The 21,218-nt window shown below is 71.3% G+C and carries 22 protein-coding genes, 2 tRNA genes and 1 pseudogene; 14 read left to right on the top strand and 11 right to left on the bottom strand.

From position 1 onward, the window contains the following. Positions 1-109: 109 nt before the first annotated feature. The 3 genes from EDD30_RS26395 to EDD30_RS26405 all read right to left on the bottom strand — a co-directional run bounded on the left by EDD30_RS26395 (position 110) and on the right by EDD30_RS26405 (position 3,744). Entirely contained in the window at positions 110-1,456 is a 1,347-nt protein-coding gene (locus EDD30_RS26395; RefSeq protein ID WP_071807620.1) for a M16 family metallopeptidase, read from the bottom strand. Further along, positions 1,453-2,766: a M16 family metallopeptidase gene (locus EDD30_RS26400; RefSeq protein ID WP_071807621.1), complete on the bottom strand. Its 1,314-nt coding sequence runs from the start codon at positions 2,764-2,766 to the stop codon at positions 1,453-1,455. Before EDD30_RS26400 ends, EDD30_RS26395 begins: the two co-directional genes overlap by 4 nt. Positions 2,767-2,853: 87 nt before the next feature. Then, positions 2,854-3,744 carry a LysR family transcriptional regulator gene (locus EDD30_RS26405; RefSeq protein WP_071807622.1) on the bottom strand — a complete coding sequence of 297 codons (891 nt, stop codon included), beginning with the start codon at positions 3,742-3,744 and terminating at the stop codon, positions 2,854-2,856. A 65-nt stretch (positions 3,745-3,809) separates the two neighbouring features. On the opposite strand from EDD30_RS26405, the gene EDD30_RS26410 reads away from it, so the two are divergent. From EDD30_RS26410 to arfB, 3 genes and pseudogenes are all read left to right on the top strand, one after another. After that, positions 3,810-4,676 (top strand): EamA family transporter, encoded by an 867-nt coding sequence (locus tag EDD30_RS26410; protein WP_071807623.1) that lies wholly within the window; start codon positions 3,810-3,812, stop codon positions 4,674-4,676. 66 nt (positions 4,677-4,742) lie between these two features. Continuing rightward, positions 4,743-4,850, top strand: a pseudogene (locus EDD30_RS26415) (peptide chain release factor-like protein); the annotation flags it as partial. Positions 4,851-4,864: 14 nt separating this feature from the next. Next, positions 4,865-5,287: an alternative ribosome rescue aminoacyl-tRNA hydrolase ArfB gene (arfB, locus tag EDD30_RS26420; RefSeq protein WP_071807625.1), complete on the top strand. Its 423-nt coding sequence runs from the start codon at positions 4,865-4,867 to the stop codon at positions 5,285-5,287. A gap of 405 nt (positions 5,288-5,692) precedes the next feature. On the opposite strand, the gene EDD30_RS26425 is transcribed toward arfB, so the two are convergent. Next, positions 5,693-6,742 (bottom strand): hypothetical protein, encoded by a 1,050-nt coding sequence (locus EDD30_RS26425; protein WP_143162855.1) that lies wholly within the window; start codon positions 6,740-6,742, stop codon positions 5,693-5,695. A gap of 185 nt (positions 6,743-6,927) precedes the next feature. On the opposite strand from EDD30_RS26425, the gene EDD30_RS26430 reads away from it, so the two are divergent. Next, positions 6,928-7,182 carry a hypothetical protein gene (locus EDD30_RS26430; protein ID WP_071807628.1) on the top strand — a complete coding sequence of 85 codons (255 nt, stop codon included), beginning with the start codon at positions 6,928-6,930 and terminating at the stop codon, positions 7,180-7,182. Positions 7,183-7,312: 130 nt separating this feature from the next. On the opposite strand, the gene EDD30_RS26435 is transcribed toward EDD30_RS26430, so the two are convergent. After that, positions 7,313-8,251 carry a 3-methyladenine DNA glycosylase gene (locus tag EDD30_RS26435; protein WP_071807631.1) on the bottom strand — a complete coding sequence of 313 codons (939 nt, stop codon included), beginning with the start codon at positions 8,249-8,251 and terminating at the stop codon, positions 7,313-7,315. 142 nt (positions 8,252-8,393) lie between these two features. Here EDD30_RS26435 and EDD30_RS26440 point away from each other — a divergent pair, with 142 nt between their 5' ends. Both EDD30_RS26440 and EDD30_RS26445 read left to right on the top strand, forming a co-directional pair. Next, positions 8,394-9,197 carry a fumarylacetoacetate hydrolase family protein gene (locus EDD30_RS26440; protein WP_211277900.1) on the top strand — a complete coding sequence of 268 codons (804 nt, stop codon included), beginning with the start codon at positions 8,394-8,396 and terminating at the stop codon, positions 9,195-9,197. Between the two features lie 33 nt (positions 9,198-9,230). Continuing rightward, complete coding sequence (locus EDD30_RS26445) at positions 9,231-9,740, top strand: hypothetical protein (protein ID WP_071807634.1); 510 nt, start codon at positions 9,231-9,233, stop codon at positions 9,738-9,740. On the opposite strand, the gene EDD30_RS26450 is transcribed toward EDD30_RS26445, so the two are convergent. Next, a complete protein-coding gene (locus tag EDD30_RS26450; protein WP_071807636.1) occupies positions 9,737-10,504 on the bottom strand; it encodes a TetR/AcrR family transcriptional regulator in 768 nt (255 codons plus the stop codon). The two genes, EDD30_RS26445 and EDD30_RS26450, sit on opposite strands and share 4 nt — an antisense overlap. 72 nt (positions 10,505-10,576) lie before the next feature. On the opposite strand from EDD30_RS26450, the gene EDD30_RS26455 reads away from it, so the two are divergent. The 4 genes from EDD30_RS26455 to EDD30_RS26470 all read left to right on the top strand — a co-directional run bounded on the left by EDD30_RS26455 (position 10,577) and on the right by EDD30_RS26470 (position 12,558). After that, on the top strand, positions 10,577-11,383 hold the full coding sequence (locus EDD30_RS26455) for an NAD(P)H-binding protein (protein WP_071807638.1): 807 nt from the start codon (positions 10,577-10,579) through the stop codon (positions 11,381-11,383). A 93-nt stretch (positions 11,384-11,476) separates the two neighbouring features. Further along, positions 11,477-11,548, top strand: a tRNA-Gln gene (locus EDD30_RS26460). 104 nt (positions 11,549-11,652) lie between these two features. After that, positions 11,653-11,728 (top strand) — tRNA-Glu (locus tag EDD30_RS26465). A 137-nt stretch (positions 11,729-11,865) separates the two neighbouring features. Continuing rightward, on the top strand, positions 11,866-12,558 hold the full coding sequence (locus EDD30_RS26470) for an N-acyl homoserine lactonase family protein (protein ID WP_071807641.1): 693 nt from the start codon (positions 11,866-11,868) through the stop codon (positions 12,556-12,558). A gap of 25 nt (positions 12,559-12,583) precedes the next feature. On the opposite strand, the gene EDD30_RS26475 is transcribed toward EDD30_RS26470, so the two are convergent. Next, complete coding sequence (locus EDD30_RS26475; RefSeq protein WP_071807642.1) at positions 12,584-13,270, bottom strand: IclR family transcriptional regulator; 687 nt, start codon at positions 13,268-13,270, stop codon at positions 12,584-12,586. A 49-nt stretch (positions 13,271-13,319) separates the two neighbouring features. On the opposite strand from EDD30_RS26475, the gene leuC reads away from it, so the two are divergent. From leuC to EDD30_RS26495, 4 genes are all read left to right on the top strand, one after another. Next, on the top strand, positions 13,320-14,765 hold the full coding sequence (leuC, locus tag EDD30_RS26480; RefSeq protein ID WP_071807644.1) for a 3-isopropylmalate dehydratase large subunit: 1,446 nt from the start codon (positions 13,320-13,322) through the stop codon (positions 14,763-14,765). Positions 14,766-14,781: 16 nt separating this feature from the next. Continuing rightward, entirely contained in the window at positions 14,782-15,369 is a 588-nt protein-coding gene (gene leuD / locus EDD30_RS26485; protein WP_071807647.1) for a 3-isopropylmalate dehydratase small subunit, read from the top strand. 258 nt (positions 15,370-15,627) lie between these two features. Next, on the top strand, positions 15,628-16,437 hold the full coding sequence (locus EDD30_RS26490) for an HU family DNA-binding protein (RefSeq protein ID WP_123678525.1): 810 nt from the start codon (positions 15,628-15,630) through the stop codon (positions 16,435-16,437). 108 nt (positions 16,438-16,545) lie between these two features. After that, complete coding sequence (locus tag EDD30_RS26495) at positions 16,546-17,106, top strand: hypothetical protein (RefSeq protein ID WP_244945412.1); 561 nt, start codon at positions 16,546-16,548, stop codon at positions 17,104-17,106. Here the strand turns inward: EDD30_RS26495 and EDD30_RS26500 are convergent. From EDD30_RS26500 to cofC, 4 genes are read right to left on the bottom strand one after another with little or no spacing between them, the layout of a single operon-like run. Continuing rightward, complete coding sequence (locus EDD30_RS26500) at positions 17,063-17,944, bottom strand: NUDIX hydrolase (protein WP_071809433.1); 882 nt, start codon at positions 17,942-17,944, stop codon at positions 17,063-17,065. The two genes, EDD30_RS26495 and EDD30_RS26500, sit on opposite strands and share 44 nt — an antisense overlap. Before the next feature lies 1 nt (position 17,945). Next, a complete protein-coding gene (locus EDD30_RS26505) occupies positions 17,946-20,267 on the bottom strand; it encodes an RNA degradosome polyphosphate kinase (RefSeq protein ID WP_071809434.1) in 2,322 nt (773 codons plus the stop codon). A 45-nt stretch (positions 20,268-20,312) separates the two neighbouring features. Further along, positions 20,313-20,510 carry a cold-shock protein gene (locus EDD30_RS26510; RefSeq protein WP_071809435.1) on the bottom strand — a complete coding sequence of 66 codons (198 nt, stop codon included), beginning with the start codon at positions 20,508-20,510 and terminating at the stop codon, positions 20,313-20,315. A gap of 10 nt (positions 20,511-20,520) precedes the next feature. Beyond that, complete coding sequence (gene cofC, locus EDD30_RS26515; RefSeq protein ID WP_071809436.1) at positions 20,521-21,186, bottom strand: 2-phospho-L-lactate guanylyltransferase; 666 nt, start codon at positions 21,184-21,186, stop codon at positions 20,521-20,523. Between the last annotated feature and the right edge of the window lie 32 nt (positions 21,187-21,218).

Genomic DNA, 21,218 nt, shown 5'->3' on the forward strand with positions numbered 1-21,218 from the left:
GACCGGGTCCCCACTTCTGAGAGCGCTCTCCACCGGGAGCTGGTGGCCATTGAAACCCCCGGCCGCACGTGCTGGCAAGAGAAGGGCCGCCGCCGGCCCCGCTCCCGCCTCAGATCTCGACGGTCAGGATCTCGCCGATCCCGGCCGCGACCAGCTCGTCGCGGATGAGCGCGCTGTCGCCCTCGACGACCAGGGTCAGGCCCTGCGGATGCAGATACTGCGCGGCGGCGGCCGACACCTCGTCGACGGTCGCGTCGAGCAGACGCTGCCGCAGCGTCGCGTAGTAGTCGTCCGGCAGGCCGTGCACCACCAATGTGGCGAGGGCGCTCGCGATCGAGCCCGGCGTCTGCATGTCGACCGTCAGCGAACCGGCCCGCCACGTCCGCGCGACGGCCAGCTCCTCCTCGGTGACGCCGTCGTTGCGCATACGGGTGATCTCGCCGACGGTGTCGGTCAGCGCCGGCGCGGTGACCGCGGTCTGCACCGACGAGCTGACCCCGAACCGGCCGAACCGCCGGGTCATCGCGAAGTCCGCGCGGATGCCGTACGTGTAGCCCTTGACCTCGCGGATCAGGTGGTTGAGCCGCGAGGTGAACGCGCCGCCGAGCACCGTGGCCGCCAGGGTGATCGGCACATAGTCGGGGTGCGCCCGCTCCGGGGCCCGGTGGCCCAGCCGCAGCGTCGACTGCACCGAGCCGGGCCGGTCGACCAGCAGCACCCGCCGGGTCGCGGCGATCGGCACGTCCAGCGGCGCCTCGGGGGGCACGGGCCCGCCGGAGGTGCCCGCGAAGGCCGCGGCACCCAGCTCCTTCAGGTCCAGCCTGTCGAGGTCGCCCGCGACCAGCAGGACGCCCGGGCGGGTCAGCCAGGTGCCGTGAAACGCCCGGACGTCCTCGGGTGTGACCGCCGCCATCGAGGTGGGATCGCCGTGCAGAGGCCGGCCGTACCGCTCGCCGGCGCCGAAGAGGTCGGCCCGCAGGGCCGCATCCGCCCGCGGCCCGGGCTGGGCCCAGTCCATCCGCAGCGCGGTCGCCTCGTCGTCGCGGACGCGGGCGACGTCGGCCGGGTCCAGCCTCGGCTTGCGGGCCGCCTCCGCCATGAGCGCCACGGCCTTCGGCAGCAGATCCACGGGTACGGAGACACCGACGCGGAAGGCATCCCAGTCGACGGCGGTGGTGAGCTCCGCGCCCAGTCCCTCCAGCGCCAGCGCGTAGGCGGCCGAGTCGCGGTTCTCCGTACCCTCCTCGAGGCACTTGGCGAGGACGGAGGCCGTACCCTCGCGCCCGCCGGTCTCCCGTGCCGCGCCGGCGTCGAGCAGCAGCGAGGCGGTCGCCAGCAGGTGGCCCGGCAGGTGCGCGGCGACGACCTCGCCGCCGGCGACCGACGCGCGGTGGATCGCCGGGAACACATACGGGCGGGCGTCGCCCGGTTCGGGCCGGGTCGCGACGAGACTCATGCTGCGGTCCCTTCCGGGAGGTAGGTCAGGGTGACGCGGGACTGCGGGTCGAGCGTGCGGGCCGCCTCGGCGATGTCACCGGCGGTCACCGCCTGCCACTGCGGAAGCCGGTAGCCGGCGCTCGCCGCGTCACCGAACTGGGTCGCGTACCGGCCGAGGGTGTCGGCCCGGCCGCCGACCGTGGACATCTGCCGCCACCACGAGGTGGTCAGCAGCGCCTTGGCCCGCTCCAGCTCGGCGTCGGTGACCGGCTCGGTGGCCATGCTCATCAGCACCTCGGCGACGCCCGCCTCCAGGGTCGCGGCGTCCACGCCGTCCTTGGCCGTCGCGGTGACGATCAGCGGTGCGGGCGCGTGCGCCAGGTCGACGCCGTACGCGCCGACGTAGTCCGGCTGCGCGATCCGGGCGCCGTCGGCGAGCCGCTGGTACAGCCGGCTGCCCCGGCCGCTGCCGAGCACCGCCGCCAGCACCGTGATCGCGTCGTATCCGGCCGTCCCGAACGCGTGGGTGCGGTGCGACAGGTACACCCGCGGGGCCGGCACATTGGCGGTGACCGTCTCGCGGGCCGGCGAGGTGGCCGGGCCGGGAAGATGGCCGGACGGCGCCGGCGGGATGTCCGGCACGGCCTCGATCATCCCGAAGTACTTGTCCGCGAGGGCGGCGACCTCGGCGGGCACGACGTCACCGACGACGGTGAGCACCGCGTTGTTCGGCGCGTAGTACCGCGCGTGGAAGGCCTGGAACGTCTCCAGACTCGCGGCGTTGAGGTCCTCCATGGACCCGATCGTCGCGTGGTGGTACGGATGCCCGGGCGGATACAGCAATGGCAGCAGGCGCAGCCACGCGTCGCCGTAGGGCACGTTGTCGTACCGCTGGCGCCGCTCGTTCTTGACCACCTCGCGCTGGTTGTCGAGGGTTTCCTGGGTCAGCGCCGGGACCAGGCCGCCCATCCGGTCCGCCTCCAGCCAGAGGGCGAGCTCGAGGTGCTCGGCCGGCAGCGTCTCGAAGTAGTTCGTCCGGTCCGGGTTGGTGGTGGCGTTGAGCGAGCCACCCGCGCCCTGCACGTGGCGCATGTGCTCGGTCTTGCCGACGTGGACCGACCCCTCGAACATCAGGTGCTCGAAGAGATGCGCGAAGCCGGTCTGGCCCGCGGGCTCGTGCCGGGAGCCGACGTCGTACCAGAGATTCACGCAGACCACCGGCGCGGTGTGGTCCTCGCTGACGACGAGGCGCAGGCCGTTGTCCAGACGTGCGGTTTCGATGGGCCACGGATAACCGGTTCCGGCGACCGGCGCGGGCTGAGCAGACACACAACCTCCCTGTATCGGGCTTCAGTATCGTCCCTTCCGGACCGCAGCCCTTTCACTCGGCAGACTTTGCGGTGCAACGCGGCGTTTTCACTCCTGGACCTTGCGGTGCAACGCGGCGCGGAACGCGCGGATCGCCGGCTGTCCCGCCGAGCCGCTGCGCACGCCCGTATAGAGCCGGCGCCGCGGGCGTCCAGGCAGGGGATGCAGCTCCAGGTCTCCGGGCGCCCGGTCGGTCCAGAGCAGATCGGGTACGAATGCGACGGCGTGACCGGTCTCCACCAGCCGGAGCTGGAGCAGGAGATCACCGCTGCGGAACCGCACGTCGGGCTCGAAGCCGGCGCCGCGGCAGACCTGCCGTGCCCAGCGTCCCGGCGTGACGTCGTCGGGGTCGAAGACGAAGGGCGCACCCGCCAGGTCGGCGAGCCGGGCGCAATGCCACGGCCCGCTCGTCGGCACCGCGACGCGCATCTCGTCGTGCAGCAGGTCCTCCTCGTCCACCCCGGGCAGCCGCGGCTCGCTCAGACCCGGATAGTCCTCGCCGAGCACCACGTCGAAGTCCCGGGCGAGCAGGCCGGCAAAGGCGGAACCGGCCTCCGCCTGGGTGAACTCGACGCGCAGCCCGGGATGCTCGGCCGCGAGCCGGGACAGTGCGGCCGGCACCAGCGCCAGCAGCACCGACTGGAAGGAAGCGACCCGCAGCGCGCCGGTGACCTCGGTCATGCTGGCGGCCAACTCCGCCTCGGCGAGCTCCATCCGCTCCAAGATCGCCTCGGCGTGCCGCACCAGGATGCGCGCTTGCCCGGTGAGGCGTACGCCGCGCCCGACGCGCTCGAGCAGGGTCGCCCCGGTCTCCGTCTCCAGCAGGCTGAGCTGCTGCGATATCGCGGACGGGCTGTAGTTCAACGCCTGGGCCACGGCGGCGAGGGTGCCGCGCCGATCGAGCTCGCGCAGCAGCCGCAGCCGGTGAACATCCAACATATCTGACGATTATCGCCCAGAAACATTCGCTGGACGAACTGATCGCCGGTGGCGATGGTGAGCAGGTGACCACGACCGCCGCCGGCGCCCCGCCCCTCGCCGCCCGCTCCGGCCCCGCCGTCCTCATGGTGCTGGGCTCCTGCGTCTCGCTCCAGGTGGGCGCGGCCCTCGCCGCCGGCCTCTTCCCGGCGACCGGCAGCGCGGGCGCGACCCTGCTGCGACTCGGCCTGGCAGCCGGGGTCCTCCTGGCGCTGGCCCGCCCCGCGGTCCGCGCCTGGCGGGGGCACCAGTGGCGCGCCGTCCTGCTGCTGGGAGTCTCCCTGGCCGGAATGAACGGCTTCTTCTACGCGGCCATAGCCCGCATCCCACTGGGCCCGGCCGTCACCATCGAGTTCCTGGGTCCGCTCACCCTGGCTGCCGCTCTGTCCCGCCGAGCCCGCGACCTCGGCTGGGTCCTGCTGGCCGCGGCGGGCGTGGCGATGCTCGGATTCGCCGACGGAGCCGCCGGCCTCGACCCGCTCGGCGTGATCCTGGTCCTCGTGGCCGCGGCGTTCTGGGCCCTCTACATCCTGGCCAGCAGCCGCGCCGGTGCCGCGGTACCCGGACAGGGCGGCCTCGCGGTCGCGATGACCATCGGCGCGCTGGTCCTGCTGCCGGGCGGGGCGATCGGCGCGGAGAAGGCGCTCACCTCACCACACCTTCTGCTGGTCGCCCTCGGCACCGGCCTGCTGGCGTCGGTGATCCCGTACTCCCTGGAGATGTCGGCCCTGCGCCGCCTGCCGCAGCGCACATTCGGCATCCTGCTCAGCCTCGAACCGGCGGTGGCGGCCCTTGCCGGCTGGCTCCTGCTGGCCCAACCCCTCGGCTGGACCAGCGCCACGGCGATGGTCGTGGTGGTACTCGCCAGCATCGGCTCCACGGCCTGTGCATGATCCAAACCGCGTGGCGGCTTCCGCCGAGTGATGCGATGCTGTGGCGTGCCCGATGACATCCTGGTGAGCGAGCGGCTGGTGATCCCCGCCGCCGAGCTGTCGTGGCGGTTCTCCCGCTCGAGCGGCCCCGGAGGTCAGGGCGTCAACACCACGGACTCCCGCGTCCGGCTTTCTGCAATGGGGACCTCATGGCCGATGTAGTTGTCCGGCCGGGGGTGGTCATTCCGGAGTCCGAGCTGAGCTGGCGCTTCTCACGGTCCAGTGGGCCGGGCGGCCAGGGCGTGAATACAACGGACTCGCGGGTGGAGCTGTCGTGGAATCTGCTGGCGTCCGGCATCCTGTCGCCTCCGTTGAAGGAACGGGCGGTGGAGCGGCTCGGCACCCGCCTGATCGACGGCGTGTTGACCATCACCGCTTCGGAACACCGCTCCCAACTGCGCAACCGCGAGGCGGCCGCGGCTCGCCTCGCTGGCACCGTCGCCGGGGCTATCGCTCCACCGCCCCGCGTCCGCCGTTCCACCCGCCCCTCGCGGGGAGCCGTCGAACGCCGCATCGCCGACAAGAAGCGCCGGGCCCAGATCAAACGTGGTCGCCGAGGCGACCACGACTAGCGCCACGGTCAGCCAAGATGGCCCCGCTCCGGAAGGCCTCCGGACGGGGCGTTCTATGTGAAGAGCGCGATGATCGTGCTTACGGCTATGACCAGCGTTAGCTGAGACGGAGGGCAATTGGTCGTCCGTGACATGCCACCACGCAGGCGCCGAGCGGCTTGCCCGAACGTTTCCACGGTGACCTCCTCCGTGCTGCCAATCCTTCGCATGCCTCCACCTGGCGCGATGCTGACGGACTCCTCGGCGGCCTGGCTCAGACGGCTCGTCAGCGGGCAGTGGATCAGTGCGCGCCGCCCGGACCGGGGCCTTCTGAGGACTTCTGAGCACCCTGCGATGGCATGGCCGGCGTTGCGGGCCAACACTGATGAAGGCATTCGAAGTCAGGGCCGTACAACAGTAGTGCAGTCAGACGAGGTCGCCGAGGTGACTGCGACTGATGCCGTCGGCGGGGTGGTCGGGGTCGATGCGGAACAGTGCCGTGACGAGCGCGACCAGGCCGGTGAGAATGAGTGTGGCCTCCAGCGCGGGCTGGGAACGGGTCCAGTCGACGCCGCCTTCCCACGGATTGGTGATGCCCGACGGCGGACCCGCCACGGCTTCGATACCGGTGTCCGGCTCAGGTTCCGGAGCGGGTCGTCTCACGTCAGCGCTGTAGAGATACCTGTTGTCTGGCTTCACTTCCCAGGAGTTGATGTCGGCGGCGTAGAACTCGTCAGCCTGCGCGGAGGTGAAAGAGTCGATGTAGACCAGGCTCTCCAGGGTCGCCCGGGGCCCGTGGATCGAGATTTCCGAGGCTCGTTTCGCCGCCTCGTCGAAGCGTGGTGCGAGCAATTCGTTGCTTTCCACGGCGGAGAGCCCGCTCAGCGCCAGGGCCGTGACGACGCCCAGCCCGGCGGCGGCCGACCGCAGTCCTCCGCGCGACACCAGCCCGGCGTTGATCGCCAGCCCGAGCGCGGCGATGACGAGCCCGATGGGGATCAGCACCATGAAGCGAACCCTGACGTCGGCCGGCACCTCCCAATCGGACACCGACGGTTGCAGCGCTTCGTCGCCGATCCATACGAGCAGGACCAGGGCGAACAGTCCGGCAGGAACATGCCGCCACCTGATCAGCGGGCCGGCCCGCCCCAGGACGGCCGCAGCCAGCGCCGCCCCGCCCACCGCCACCACCATCGGTTCGAGCATGGCGGCACCGCCGTCACCACCGGCGAAGGCGACCGGCCAGCCGTAGCCGGCGGCGTAGATGTCCGAAAGGAAGGCGGTCAAAGTCAACAGTGCCAGCCCGCCCACGGCGGCGTGCCGGGTCCACCGCCGTGTCCCGGCGGGGTTGGGGCTCGTCAGCGCCATCGCGAGCAAGCCCGCCATCGCGAAGGTGCCGCAGTACGGCACCAGCCGACGGTCGAGGAAGAGCGCGGCTATCTGGAGCCCCGCGGCCGCAAAGAACCCGAATCGCACCCATGTCACACCGCGCACTCGGTGATGATTCCGGCATTTACGTCGCGCGACCATCCGTCCGTCGGGCGAGGGTGGCGCTCGTCCGGTCAGGGCCGTGGAGCCTCCGGCGGGACTTAGCGGAAAACGGTCTCGAGATCGGCCGGTCGCGGGTGAATAAACGGGAATCCGCAGGGGATTCCGTCGTGATGAGTACCGATCCGCACGGCGCTGGCAAGGCGGAGACCGACCGCTTCGCGCAGCGTCACCGTGAGCTGGCAATCCAGATCGCTGAGGTCGAGCAGAAGGTGGCAGCGACAGAAGAGCAGGTGGCCGAACTGCACGACCACCTTGCTGAGGAGCGCGGCGACCGGAAGTACCAGGAACTGGCGGACGACGCCCGTGCTCACGCGAAGGTGGCACGCGAGATGGCGGCGCGAGCCAGGGCCGTCGCCGCCGACTAGTCCGCCGGTTGGTGGTCGCGCTCGTCCGGTCGGGGCCGTCATGCCTCCCGCGGAGGCGTGGCGGAAACGGTGGGCTTTCCCTGCGGGCGGTGGGGGGTGGTGCGGTTGGGTGGTGTGCGCCCGTACGCGATCAGAGGTTGTGGGGTGCTACGGCCTCGCGGTTTTCGGCGGCGAGGGCCGGGCCGAGGAGTTCGTCGCAGACGCGGATGAGGCGGGCGCGGAGCGCCGCGGCGCGGCGGGCGAACTCGCGTTGGCGGGTGACGTATTCGGCCTTGCCCTCCGGGGTTTCGATCTTCACCGGGGGCTGACCGTAGGAGCTGAGGTCGTACGGGCTGGCCTGCATGTCGAGTAGGCGGATGTCGCCGGCCAGGGCGAAGCAGTCGAGGGCGAGTGCGCCGGGGACGGCCGGGCCGAGCTTGCTTGCCCACTTGTGGCAGTCCATCGCGGCGTGCAGGCAGCCCGGCTGGTCGAAGTCGACCTGGGTGGCGCGGGTCGGCTGGAGGCGGTTGAGCCCGACCGCCTCGGGGGTGAAGAAGCGGAAGGCGTCGAAGTGGGTGCAGCGGATCGGGTGTTCTTCGACCACCCGGTCGGTCTCGGCCTGGCCGAGACGCAGCGGCAGGGAGTGGCGGTGCTCCGGCTGGCGGTAGACCATCGCCCATTCGTGCAGACCGAAACAACCGGAGAACGCGGGGCGGGACGCCGTCGCGGTGAGCAGGCCGTGGATGTAGCGGACGCTTTCGCCTCGGGCCTGCATGTACGCCTCGACGTCCAGGGTCACCACGCCGTCGGGGCGGGTGGAGTAGAACTTCCAGGTCGCCTGCTCGGGGAGGCCGTCGGGTGCCGGGGCGAGGCCGGTGCCGACGCCGGGGTGCCAGCGGCGGAGCTGGGCCGGGCGGGTGCCGTAGTAGTCGTAGAGGAAATCCTCTATGGCGTGCTTCTCGCCGGCGGCCCGGCGGGCCCGGTGGCCGGCCGTCATCTCGTCGGCGCGCTCGGCGTGTGCCCGGGCGAGGGGGATCCAGCTCATGCTGGGCAGCACGGTAGTCAGCGCGTGACTCTCGCTGATCCCCATCGCACCAGCGTATCCAGCGAGTCCAGTCCGATCGAGCCTCGGCGTCGCCGGTGGTGAGCGAGGCCCGGCGCAGCCGGGGTCGCCCCAGGCCCGGGGCGTAGCCTCGGTGCTGCGTGCAAGCTTTCGATGGATGGGGTTATCCGTGCGTTTCGCTCGTTTTGTTCATGCCGGTGGCGTGTCCTTCGGCGTCGTCGAGGGTGAGGCGCAGCCGGGCGCCCAGGGCTTGACGATTGCCGAGATCGACAGCATCCCGTTCCAGAACGTCCGCTTCACCGGACAGCGCTGGGCGATCGCCGACGTCCGGCTGCTGGCCCCGATCTTCTCCAGCAAGGTGATCGGCGTCGGGCGCAACTATGCCGACCACGCGGCCGAGATGGGCAACGAGGTGCCCAAGGAGCCGCTGATCTTCATCAAGCCGTCGACCTCGGTCATCGGGCCGAACGACGCCGTCCGCATTCCGCCGGTCACCCGGCAGGTCGAGCACGAGGGCGAGCTGGCCGTCGTGATCGGCGCCAGCGGTGCCCGCCGCGTGGACCGCGCGGGCGCCGCGAAGGCCATCTTCGGCTACACCGTCGGCAACGACGTCACGGCGCGCGACCTGCAACGCAGCGACCCGCAGTGGACCCGGGCGAAGGGCTTCGACTCGTTCTGCCCGCTGGGGCCGTGGATCGAGACCGAGCTGGACGTGAGCGACCTGGAGGTGCGGTGCGAGGTGGGCCGCAACCCCGAGGAGATGGAGGTACGCCAGCTCGGCCGTACCAAGGACATGGTGTTCGACGTGCCGTCGCTGGTCTCGTACGTGTCCCACGTCATGACGCTGCTGCCCGGTGACGTGATCCTCACCGGGACGCCCGCCGGGGTGGGGCCGCTCGTCGCAGGTGACACCGTGTCGGTGAGCGTGCAGGGCATCGGGGAGCTGCGCAACCCGGTCGTCTCACTCGACTAGGAACCGCGGAGGGCCGGCGCGCGTCGGAGCGGTATGAAACTGCGCGCTGCCATCCTGTTCGCCCTTACCTTTCTCGGCCTCGGCATGGTCGTGCTCGCCTCGCCGCCAGGTCCGGCCTGGGCGTGTAGCTGCGCGGTGGATTACGCCGAGATGGAGAAGAGAGCCGACGTCATCGTCGTCGGTACGGTGACCGAGGTGACCGACACGGGGATCGCCCTCTCGGTCGAGTCCGTCGAGAAGGGCGACACCGCGGGAGCGACCGCGCTCAGGCTGCAGGTGTCGCCCGGCGGGGCGTCCTGCGGATATCCCTTCCGCGAGGGTGGGCGATATCGGGTGAATTCGAGCGACGGCGCGACCGGCGTGTGCGCGGGTGTCAGTGAGCTTGCGCCCCGCCCGCCTGTGGCCGTTTCGACCCACAGCACGACCGCGCCACCTCTGGCGCAGTCGTCGCCGAGCCGGTGGTGGCTGGTCGGCGCCGCGGCGATGACCGTGCTGGTCGGCGGCGTGGTCGTGGCAGCCGTACGGCGGCGGGGGTCGGCCTAGTCCTTTCTCCCGCGCCGGGGCCGGTCGGCCGCGATCCCGTCCAGCATCAGTCGCAGGCCGTAGGCGAATGCCGCCTCGGCCTGTTCCTCCGTGCCGCCGCCGAAACCGTCCGCGTGCCAGACCCGGGTCATGGTCGGATGCTGCTCGACGTCGAACCAGTCTGCCCAGAACCGGTCGCGTGCGTGCCACCACGCGTCGTTCGTCTGCCCGGTCGCCCGGTGCAGTAGCACGTTCTCGCCCTCCTGCCGGGCGGCCGCGGTGACGAACATGCCGATCGCCACCGCGGCCTCGTTGACCCGTTCCAGCGGTAGCCCTGCGTCCTTCACCGCGGACAGGATGTACTCGCGCTCGCGGAACGTGCCCGGGCCGAGCGGAGGGCGGATCGTGGACACCCGGCTGAGCCAGGGATGGGCCCGGTACATCGCCCGGGTGCGGTCCGCGTAGAGGTGGATCCGGTCACGCCAGTCCGGCGGTCGCTCATCGTCGGGGCCCGGCAACTCGCGACCGCCGAGCACCGCGTCCACCATGAGCTCGACGAGCTCCGAGCGCGACGGTACGTAGGTGTAGAGCGTCATCGTCCCCACGTCGAGGCGCGCGGCGACCCGGGCCATCGAGGTCGCCTCGAGGCCCTCCGCGTCGGCGATCGCGATGCCGGCCGTCACCACCTCGTCCACGGTGAGCCGCGGCGGCCTGCCGGTCCGCGCCGGCGCCGGAGGATTGCGGTGGCGCCACAGCAGGGGCAGCACCCGGTCCGGATCCGTCACTCACTCTCCTTCGGTTTTCGTATAGCCTACGGGAAGGGTTTTCGTAGACCTTACGAGAATGGCGGTGTCGCGATGAAGATCCTGGTGACGGGTGCGACCGGAGGCGTCGGTCGGCTGGTCGTGGACGAGCTGCTGGCGCTCGGCGCCACCGACGTGCGGGCGCTCACGGTGAATCCGACGAGAGCCGGGCTGCCCGCCGGGGTGGAGGTGGTCACCGGCTTCCTGGGCAGGCCGGCGAGCGTTCCGGCGGCGCTCGCCGGCGTGGACCGGATGTATCTCGCCCCGCTGATCGAGACGAACGCCGAGGTCTGCCGAATGGCGGCCGCCGCGGGGGTGCGGCGGATCGTCGACATGGCCGGCGCCAAGGGCGACCACTGGCAGGCCATCGAGGACGGGGTGGAGGCGTGCGGGGTGCCGTACGTGCATCTCGAGCCGGGCGAGTTCATGTCCAACGCCGATCTGTGGGCCGGCCAGATCCGTGCCGGGGACGTGGTTCGCGACGGCTACGGCTCGGCCGCCAACGCGCCGATCGCCCACGCGGACATCGCGGCGGTGGCGGCACGCTGCCTGCTCGAGGACGGTCACGAGGGGCGTTCGTACGAGCTGACCGGCCCGGAGTCGCTGACCCGCCGCGAACGCGTGTCCCTGATCGGCGCGGCGCTGGGACGCGAACTGACCTACGTCGACCTGCCCCACGACGAGCTGGTGCAGGAGCTGGAGGCGAGCATGGGCGAGTACGCCGCCTGGTATGCCGACGGCCTTCGGCTTCTGGCGGAGCACCCGCAACGCGCGGTGCCCACGGTGGCCAAATTGATCGGACGCCCGGCCACCACCTTCGCCGCCTGGGCGCGCGCTCACGCGGCGCTCTTCGGGGCGTAGTCGGGACATCACCGAAACGCCAGTTGGTAACCCGATTTGGAGGGCACCGGGGCCTCGGGTAGAGTTCCTACTCGGTACGGCAAGCCGTACCGATGGGGTATGGGGTAATTGGCAGCCCGACTGATTCTGGTTCAGTTAGTCTAGGTTCGAGTCCTGGTACCCCAGCGCTAAGGTCTCCCCGCGAGATCGGCGGCGCTGGACTTCTGATAGAGTTCAGCACCGTTGCTGGAGCGGGAAAGACCGAAGCAAGAGCAACAATGGCAAGGCCTGGTCCCGTCGTCTAGCGGCCTAGGACGCCGCCCTCTCAAGGCGGTAGCGAGGGTTCGAATCCCTTCGGGACTACCAGCATCAAACGGCTCGTGTCGATGGACACGGGCCGTTTTGCTTTGCCTATGACATTGCTACGCCGTGCTGCCGATCACTCACGCTGAGTTCAGCGCTCGGCGTAACCCCGCGGACGGGATCCCGGCAACACTGTCAGTGTGACGGATCTCCAGGTGCGCCGTGTCGACTTCGGCTATTTCATCCGCTCCGCCGCCGAGACAGGGACCGGGTCGCCGCGGGTCGAGCCCTGTCTCGGATACCTGATCGACCATCCCGACGGCGCGCTGCTCGTCGACACCGGCATCGGTGCTCACCCCGCAGTCGAGGCTCGCTACCGACCGCGGCGGATCCCGCTGGTGGACGCGCTCGCTGCGGTGGGGCGCCGGCCCGACGACGTACGGCACATCGTCAACTGCCACCTCCATTTCGACCACTGCGGCGGCAACCCCGAGCTACCCGGAAGGCCGATCTTCACGCAGCGGGCGGAACTCGAGCCGGCGCGGACGAAGGAGCATTACACCCTGCCCGAGCTGATCGACTCGTCCGGCGCCCGCTACGTCGAGCTGGACGACGAGGCGGAAGTCCTGCCGGGCGTGGTCATCGTGCCCACTCCCGGCCACACCGCCGGGCACCAGTCGGTGGTCGTGCGCCGCCGGGACGGCACCGTGGTGGTCGCCGGGCAGAGCCACGACCACGCGACCGCGTTCACCGGCGACGTGCCGGCCGGGCGGGCGCGCGCCGACGGCGCGGGGTCACCGCTGCCCGTTCCGCCGGACTGGGTGGCCCGCCTGCTGGAGTTCGATCCGGCACGTGTCGTCTTCGCGCATGACAACGCGGTGTGGACCCCCTGAACCGCGGCGAGGCGACGGATTGCGGCTACAGGCCGCTGAGGCGCTGTCCCGCGCGGACCACGGCCATCGCGTGCCGCTCGCCGGGGCGGCGGCCGAGGCGCTCGATCGGGCCGCTGATGGAGATGGCCGCGATCACCCGCCCCGTCCGGTCCCGGATCGGCGCCGAGACGCTTGCCACACCCGGCTCCCGCTCCGCCACGCTCTGCGCCCAGCCGCGACGCCGGACCTCCGCCAGCGTGCGCCCGGTGAACTTGCATCGCGGCAGCAGCGGCATGACCGCCTCGGGCGGCTCCCAGGCGAGCAGGATCTGCGCCGCCGAACCGGCCACCATCGGCAGCACCGAACCGACCGGCACCGTGTCGCGCAGGCCGCTCGCCCGCTCCGCCGCCGCCACGCAGATGCGCTCGTCGGCGCGGCGCAGGTAGAGCTGCGCGCTCTCACCGGTCGCGTCGCGCAGCGCCGACAGCAGCGGCTCGGCCGCGGTCAGCAGCACGTCGGGTGCCGCGTTCGCCAGTTCGCCGAGGCGCGGTCCGGGTCTCCAGCGTCCCTGGGTGTCCCGGACCAGCATCCGGTGGATCTCCAGGGCCTGTGCCAGCCGGTGCGCGGTCGCCCGGGGAAGCTTCGTGCGCTCGACGAGTTCGGCCAGGCTCGCGCCGTCGACACAGGCCGCGAGGATGACCACTGCCTTGTCGAGAACGCCGACACCGCTCATACTGTGTCCCACAAGCCGAAACATACCTCCCAGAATTTAGGATGTCCAGATGGTGGGAGTCACTCCGAAGCCGAGGACCTTGGCAGAGAAGGTCTGGGACGACCACGTCGTCCGGTCTGCCGAGGGTGAGCCTGATCTGCTCTACATCGACCTTCACCTGCTGCACGAGGTGACCAGCCCGCAGGCCTTCGACGGCCTGCGCCTGGCCGGGCGCCGGGTCCGGCGCACCGATCTCACGCTCGCGACCGAGGACCACAACACCCCGACGGGGTACGCGGACCCGGCGTTCAACACCCGCCGCGGCGACCTGCTGACCATCGCCGACACGACCTCGCGGATCCAGATCGAGACGTTGCGCAAGAACTGCGCCGAGTTCGGTGTGCAGATCCGCTCGCTCGGCCACGAGCAGCAGGGCATCGTCCACGTGATCGGCCCGCAGCTCGGCCTCACCCAGCCGGGCACCACCATCGTCTGCGGCGACTCCCACACCGCGACCCACGGCGCGTTCGGGGCGCTGGCCTTCGGCATCGGCACCAGCGAGGTCGAGCACGTGCTCGCGACGCAGACGCTGCCGCAGTCGAAGCCGAGGACGATGGCGGTCACCGTCGTCGGCGACCTGCGTCCCGGCGTCACCGCCAAGGACCTCATCCTCGCGCTCATCGCCCAGGTCGGCACCGGCGGCGGCAACGGCCACATCGTCGAGTACCGCGGCGAGGCCATCCGCAAGCTCTCCATGGAGGGCCGGATGACCATCTGCAACATGTCCATCGAGTGGGGCGCCAAGGCCGGCATGATCGCTCCGGACGAGACCACCTTCGCCTACCTGAAGGGTCGTGAGCACGCGCCCACGGGTGCCGACTGGGACGCGGCGGTCGCCTACTGGCGCTCGCTCGGTACGGACGAGGGCGCCGAGTTCGACACCGAGGTGATCCTGGACGCCTCCGCCCTCAGCCCGTTCGTCACCTGGGGCACCAACCCGGGGCAGGGCGCCGCGCTCGACGGTGCCGTGCCGGATCCGGAGGAGTTCGTCGAGGAGGTCGAACGCAACGCCGCGCGCCGTGCGCTGGAATACATGGGTCTGGAGGCCGGGACGCCGCTCAAGGAGGTGCCGGTCGACGTGGTGTTCGTGGGCTCCTGCACCAACGGCCGCCTCGAGGACCTGCGCGCCGCCGCCGACGTGATCCGTGGCCGCAAGGTGCACGACGGCGTACGGATGATGATCGTGCCGGGGTCGTATCAGGTGCGCGAGGCCGCGGAACAGGAAGGCCTGGACAAGATATTCCTGGACGCCGGCGCCGAGTGGCGTTTCGCCGGCTGTTCCATGTGTCTGGGCATGAACCCGGACACGCTCAGCCCCGGGCAGCGTGCCGCTTCCACGTCCAACCGCAACTTCGAGGGCCGGCAGGGCCGCGGTGGGCGTACCCATCTCGTCTCGCCGGAGGTCGCCGCCGCCACCGCCGTGGTGGGCCGCCTCGCCGCCCCCGCCGACCTCTGAGCCGGGAGATACCGTCATGGAGAAGTTCATCACCCACACCGGCAAGGTCATGCCCCTGCGTCGCTCCGATGTGGACACCGATCAGATCATCCCGGCCGTGTACCTGAAGCGGGTCACCCGGACCGGATTCGAGGACGGGCTCTTCAGTGCCTGGCGTGACGATCCGTCGTTCGTTCTGAACAACCCGGCGCACACCGGGGCGACGATCCTGGTCGCCGGACCCGACTTCGGCACCGGTTCCTCGCGCCAGCACGCCGTCTGGGCCCTACGGGACTGGGGTTTCAAGGTTGTCGTCGCCGCCCGCTTCGGCGACATCTTCCGCGGCAACGCCCTCAAGGAGGGTCTGCTGCCGGTGCAGCTCGACCAGAAGGCGGTCGAGGCGCTCTGGGAGATGGCCGACAGCGAGCCGGAGAAGCGGATCACCGTGGACCTCGTCGAGCGCCAGGTACGGGTGGACGATGCCGCCTGGAGCTTCCCGATCGACGACTTCAGTCGCTGGCGCCTCATGGAGGGCCTCGACGACATCGGACTGACCCTGCGCCACGAGGAGGCGATCACCTCGTACGAGAAAGGCCGCCCCACCTACAAGCCGGTCGTCGTCTGAGCCGCAAAACCCTGTCAGTACAGGCTTTTTCGCCCCCGCCGACCGTCCGGCGGGGGCGAATTCGTTGCGACACAACGGTTTTTTTTCCGGCCAATGTTTGTGTCTGCTGGTCAGAGGGCATACCGTGCGCGCAGAATGGCTCGCATTGGGCCAGTGATGCTTGTCCACGACGATGGAGACCCCGTAGGCGACTTGCGCAGAGCGCAGATCAAGGTAGGTCGTGAACAAGCGTCAGTTCTCACGTTCGGGAGGAAAACCGTGAACAAGGCCGAGCTCATCGAGGCGCTCGCCGCCCGACTGGGGGACCGGAAGACGGCGACAGCGGCGCTGGACGCGGTGATCAGCGAAGTGCAGACCGCCGTCACCAAGGGCGACCGGGTCGCCATCACCGGTTTCGGTGTCTTCGAGAAGCGGGCGCGAAATGCGCGCACGGCTCGGAATCCACGCACCGGCGAACCAGTCAAGGTGAAGAAGACGTCCGTCCCCGCCTTCAAGCCCGGCACGGGTTTCCGGGAGATGGTCGCCAGCGGCAAGGTGGCCAAGGCCGCCGCCGCCAAGAAGACGACGGCCACGAAGGCCACCGCCACGAAGGCGACCGCCACCAGGGCCACCGCCACGAAGGCGGCCGCCACGAAGGCGACCGCCACCAAGGCGACGGCGGCGAAGAAGACCGCCGCCAAGGCCGCTCCGGTCAAGGCGGCCGCCACCAAGACGGCGGCGGCGAAGAAGACCACCGCCGCCAAGTCGACGGCGACGAAGGCCACCGCGGCCAAGTCGACCGCCGCCAAGGCCACCGCCACGAAGGCGACCGCCACCAAGGCGACGGCGGCGAAGAAGACCGCCGCCAAGGCCGCTCCGGTCAAGGCGGCCGCCACCAAGACGGCGGCGGCCAAGAAGACCACGGCCAAGGCCACGCCGGCGAAGAAGACCGCCACCAAGACGGCGGCCGCCACCAAGTCGGCCCCGGCCCGCAAGACGGCCGCCCGCAAGACCACGGCGGCGGCCAAGGCCACTCCGGCCAGCAAGGCCACCACGGCGCGGGCGACGCCCGCGCGCAAGACCCGCTGACGCAACCGCTCAGCGGCCCGCTGACGAGACGAAAGGCGTCCACCCTTCCGGTGGACGCCTTTCGCGTGTTCCGGCGCCACGGCGGCCGCTGAGCCTACGGTCCGCTTCATGGACCGCAGAACCGCCCGGCCCCGCCCCGCACCCGCACCGGCGGGAAAGTGGGACCGGGCCGGGGAGCAGGACCCCGTCGGGACGCCGGATCCGGCCGGGAGACCGGATCCGGCCCGGCCGCGTGGGCTGGTGAGCCGGTCGCTGATCGCCGCCGCGGTCTTCGTCGCCGCCGTGCTGCCCGGCTGGGTGCTGGGTGACGCCGCCGAGCGCTGGACGGACTGGGGGGTGCTCGACTGGCTCGTCACCTGTGCGCTGTCCGGCGTCGCCGTGCTGCTGCTGGCGCCGTACGGGTCGTACCGGCGGCGGGACGCGGTACTCGGGCTCGTACCCATCTACGGCTGGTATCTGACCAGCCTGCTCTCCTGGCGCATCGCGTTGCTGCCGTTGCGCGACTGGGAACCCCGCGAGGACGAGTTGTGGCGTGCCCGCTGGCTCACCGGCGACCTGATCGGCTTCTGGCGGGCGGACCCGCTGCCGCCGCCCCGGCCGCGCCCTCCGGCCGCCGGGCCGCGGATCAGATCCGGCTCAGCGCCACGAGCCGGTCGCCCGACCAGGTGAGCACCCAGCCGTCGCCCTTCGGCGTCTTGTAGGGCGCCGGGTCGTCCGCGCCGTCGAGCAGCGCCAGCAGGCTCGGGATGACCTTGCCCTGGCTGCAGATCGCCGTACGCCGGCCGTCGCGCAGCTCGACCAGCCGCGCCGCCGCGGCCTTCACGCGTGCCGGGAGCTCGGCGGGGTCGCCGGGTTCGGCGAAGGTCGACTCCGTGGCGATCGGCAGGCCCAGCCGGGTGGCGAGCGGCTCGAGCGTCTGTCGGCAGCGCAGCGGCGTCGCCGCGATCAGCCGTTGCGGAGCGAAGACGGCGGCGGCCGCGGCCATCGTCTCCGCCTCGGCCCGGCCCCGGTCGTCGACCGGCCGCAGCGCGTCGTCGCCGGCGAAATCTTTGCGCCGGCCCGCGTGGGCGTGCCGGATCAGCAGGGTCAGCCCGGTCACCGGTGGCAGGGTGACGACGTGCTCGACCAGGCGGCGGTCGTCCGGATAGCTCAGCCGGGCGATGGCCTCGCGCGGCGGCAGCCACACCACGGCGTCGACCTCCGTCGGATCCTGCGGATCCACGGCCGGTCCGTCGCCGGCCCGCAGCAACCAGAAGTCCACCGTCTTCGGCACACCGCCGGGCATCGTGTACGCCACACCGGGCAGCCGAAGTTGGGGCTCGCCGCGGACGCCGGTCTCCTCCAGCACCTCGCGCACCGCCGCGGCGAGCGCATGCTCGGACCCGTCCAGCTTGCCCTTGGGCAGGCTCCAATCCCGAAGGTACGGCCGGTGCACGACGCAGATCTCGATCCCGTCGTCGGCCGGGCGCCACAGCACCCCACCGGCGGCGCGGACTGTCTCCGTCACATCAGACCGCCTTGCCGAGGACCCGGCGCAGTAGCGCCTCCTGCAGGTGGACGTGCGGCTCGGCGTGGCTCGAGGAACGCCGGTGCCAGGTGCCGTCGCCCGCCAAGTCCCAGCCCTCGCTCTGGTCGCTCATGGCCAATTCCAGCACATTGCGCAGATCCTGCTGCGCGGACGGCAGCGTGACACGCACCAGCGCCTCGACCCGGCGGTCGAGGTTGCGGTGCATGAGATCCGCCGACCCGATCCAGTATTCGGCGTCGTCGCCGGCGCCGAAGCGGAACACCCGGGAGTGCTCGAGGAAGCGGCCGACGATCGAACGGACCCGGATGTTGTCCGACAGCCCCGGTACGCCGGGACGCAGGGCGCACATGCCGCGGATCACGAGGTCGATCCGTACGCCGTCCTGCGAGGCCCGGTAGAGGGCGTCGCAGGTCTCCTCGTCCACGAGCGAGTTCACCTTGAACTGCACCAGCGCCTCGCCGCCCGAGCGGGCCACCCGGGCCTGTTCGTCGATCCGCTCGATCAGGCCCCTGCGGACGCCGTGCGGCGCGACCAGCAGGCGGCGGAACGCGGTCTGACGGCTGTAGCCGGTGAGCACGTTGAACAGGTCGGTGACGTCCGCGCCGACCTCCGGATCGGCGGTGAGCATGCCGAAGTCCTCGTACAGACGGGCGGTCTTGGGGTGGTAGTTGCCCGTGCCGATGTGGCAGTAGCGGCGGATCTGGTTGCCCTCCTGGCGCACGACGAGGGAGGTCTTGCAGTGCGTCTTGAGGCCGACGAGGCCGTAGACCACGTGGCAGCCGGCCTTTTCCAGGGTGCGGGCCCAGGCGATGTTGGCGACCTCGTCGAAGCGCGCCTTCACCTCCACCAGCACCACCACCTGCTTGCCGGCGGCGGCCGCGTCGACCAGCGCGTCGACGATCGGCGAGTCCCCGCTGGTGCGGTAGAGCGTTTGCTTGATGGCCAGGACGTTGGGATCCGCGGCGGCCTGCTCGATGAAGCGCTGCACGCTCGTGGAGAACGAGTGGTACGGGTGGTGCACGAGGATGTCGCACTCCCGCAACCGGTTGAAGACGCTGCGCGGCACCTCGCCGTCGGCCAGATGCGTGTGCGTCGCCGGCACGAACGGGCGGTCCTTGAGGTCGTCCCGGTCGGCCTCGCCGTAGACCTGCCACAGGGCCGCCAGGTCCAGCAGGCCGGGCACCCGCAGCACGTCCTCGTCGTTCATGTCGAGCTCGCGGGCGAGCAGGTCCAGGACGTGGTCGCTGATCGAGGCGGCCACCTCCAGGCGTACGGGCGGTCCGAACCGCCGCTGTGCCAGCTCACGCTCCAGGGCCTGCAGCAGGTCCTCGTCGCGGTCCTCGTCGACCTCCACCTCGGCGTTGCGGGTCACCCGGAACAGGTGCCACTCCAGGATCTGCATGCCGGAGAAAAGCTGATCAAGATGTACGGCGATGAGCTCCTCGACGGGCAGGAAGCGCACGCCCCGGCTGTCGTTCTGCACCGTCACGAAACGCGACACGTTGTTGGGCACCTTGATGCGCGCGAACAGCTCGCCACTGCTCTCGACCGGATCGCGCAGCACCACGGCCAGGTTGAGCGAGCGGCTGGAGATGTACGGGAACGGGTGCGCCGGATCCACGGCGAGCGGCGTGAGCACCGGGAAGACCTGCTCGCGGAAGAAGGTGCGCAGCCGCTCGCGCTCCGGCGCGTCGAGCTCCGCCCAGCTCACCAGCTCGATGCCATCGGCCTGCAGCTTGGGGCGTACCTCCTCGGCGAAGCAGGCGGCGTGCCGGGTCACCAGGTCGGCGGCCCGCTCGGTGATCATCTCGAGCTGGTTGCGCAGCGAACTGCGGTCGCCGCCGCGCATCGGCAGGCCCGCCTTGAGCCGCCGCTTCAGGCCGGCCACCCGGACCATGTAGAACTCGTCGAGGTTGCTCGCGAAGATCGCCAGGAACTTGGCCCGTTCCAGCAGCGGCGTCCCGGGATCCTCGGCGAGGGCCAGGACGCGGGAGTTGAAGTCGAGCCAGGACAACTCGCGGTTGAGGAAGCGGTCGTCGGGCAGCTCGGTGCGCTCCACGGCGGTGTCGTCGGTGCGCGGTGCGGCGGTCGTCACGGCAGGCTCCGTCGGCTCGGTGGCGGTCGGTCTGGTCGTGGTCGGTCCGGTCGTCGGGGGCTCGGTCGTGGGGGCCTCGGTCGTCGGGGGCCTGGTCGTGGGGGGCTTGGTCGTCGAGACGCGCGGCAGGAACCGCCCGTCCGCACCGCGTCGCCGCGCGGTATCCGCGGGCACGGCGGAGCGGGGTGTCCGGGGCGGGATGGTCATCGCTCCATCATTGCCCGTTCGGGGTTACGGGGAAATGAACAAAGCTCAGGTGATTCCGGGAACTTGGACCTTGGTCACGGAGCCGTCCGATGCCGCCTCGATGGCGACCCGCTGGCCCGGGCGCAGCAGGCGCAGGCCGGAGGCGCGGAACGCCGCCGCGGGGAAGGTCAGCTCACTGCCGTCGTCGAGCAGCAGTGTGCCCGTGTGGGTCTGGGGATCGAAGGTCGCGATCGTGCCCTGCATAGGGTGCACGCTACCGGGGCGGCCCGGCCGGCACGCGGGAAGAGCCGCACCCCGCGAGCCCGAGATCGCGGAGCAGCGCGCAGGTGTGGTCGCCCGCGCCGAGCTCCAGCACCGTACGCAGATCCGCGGCCGTGTCCACGTCCTGCCGCAACCCCGGCCAGTCCCCGCCCAGGGCGGTGGCGCCCGAGGCGGCGTGGGCTGCCGCCGAGCCGGCGCCGAAACGAGGGTCCAGGGCGCTGCCCCTACCCGCGGTCAGCAGCACCGTGCCCGAGCCGGCGGCGTCGACGACGAACGCCCGGGTGTCGCCGGCGGCCAGCAGCGCGGCGCCGAGCTCGTCCGGGCGCAGCGCCGGCAGGTCGCCGGCGAGGGCGGCGCGCCGGCGGCCGGGACCCACGACCACGTCGGCGCCGTGGCGCAGCGCGCCGTTCAGCCCGCCCCCGACGTCGCCCACCACCCGGGCGCCGAGGGCGGCCACGGCGGCGGCCGCGGCGGGGTCGTCGGTCACCACCACCACCTCGCCGACCTGCTCGCACGCCGCGATCGCCGTGACGGTGTCGCGGACCATGGCCAGCGCCAGCCCCTCGTGCCAGGCGGCGGGGACGGCGCCACGCAGCCGGCTCTTGGCCGCGCTGAGGCGCTTGACGGGAACGACCGCCGTCCAGTCCGGTGCTGACACGCCGCCAATCCTGCCACCGGCGCGCCCGCGCC

This window comes from Couchioplanes caeruleus, assembly GCF_003751945.1.
Taxonomy (GTDB): domain Bacteria; phylum Actinomycetota; class Actinomycetes; order Mycobacteriales; family Micromonosporaceae; genus Actinoplanes; species Actinoplanes caeruleus.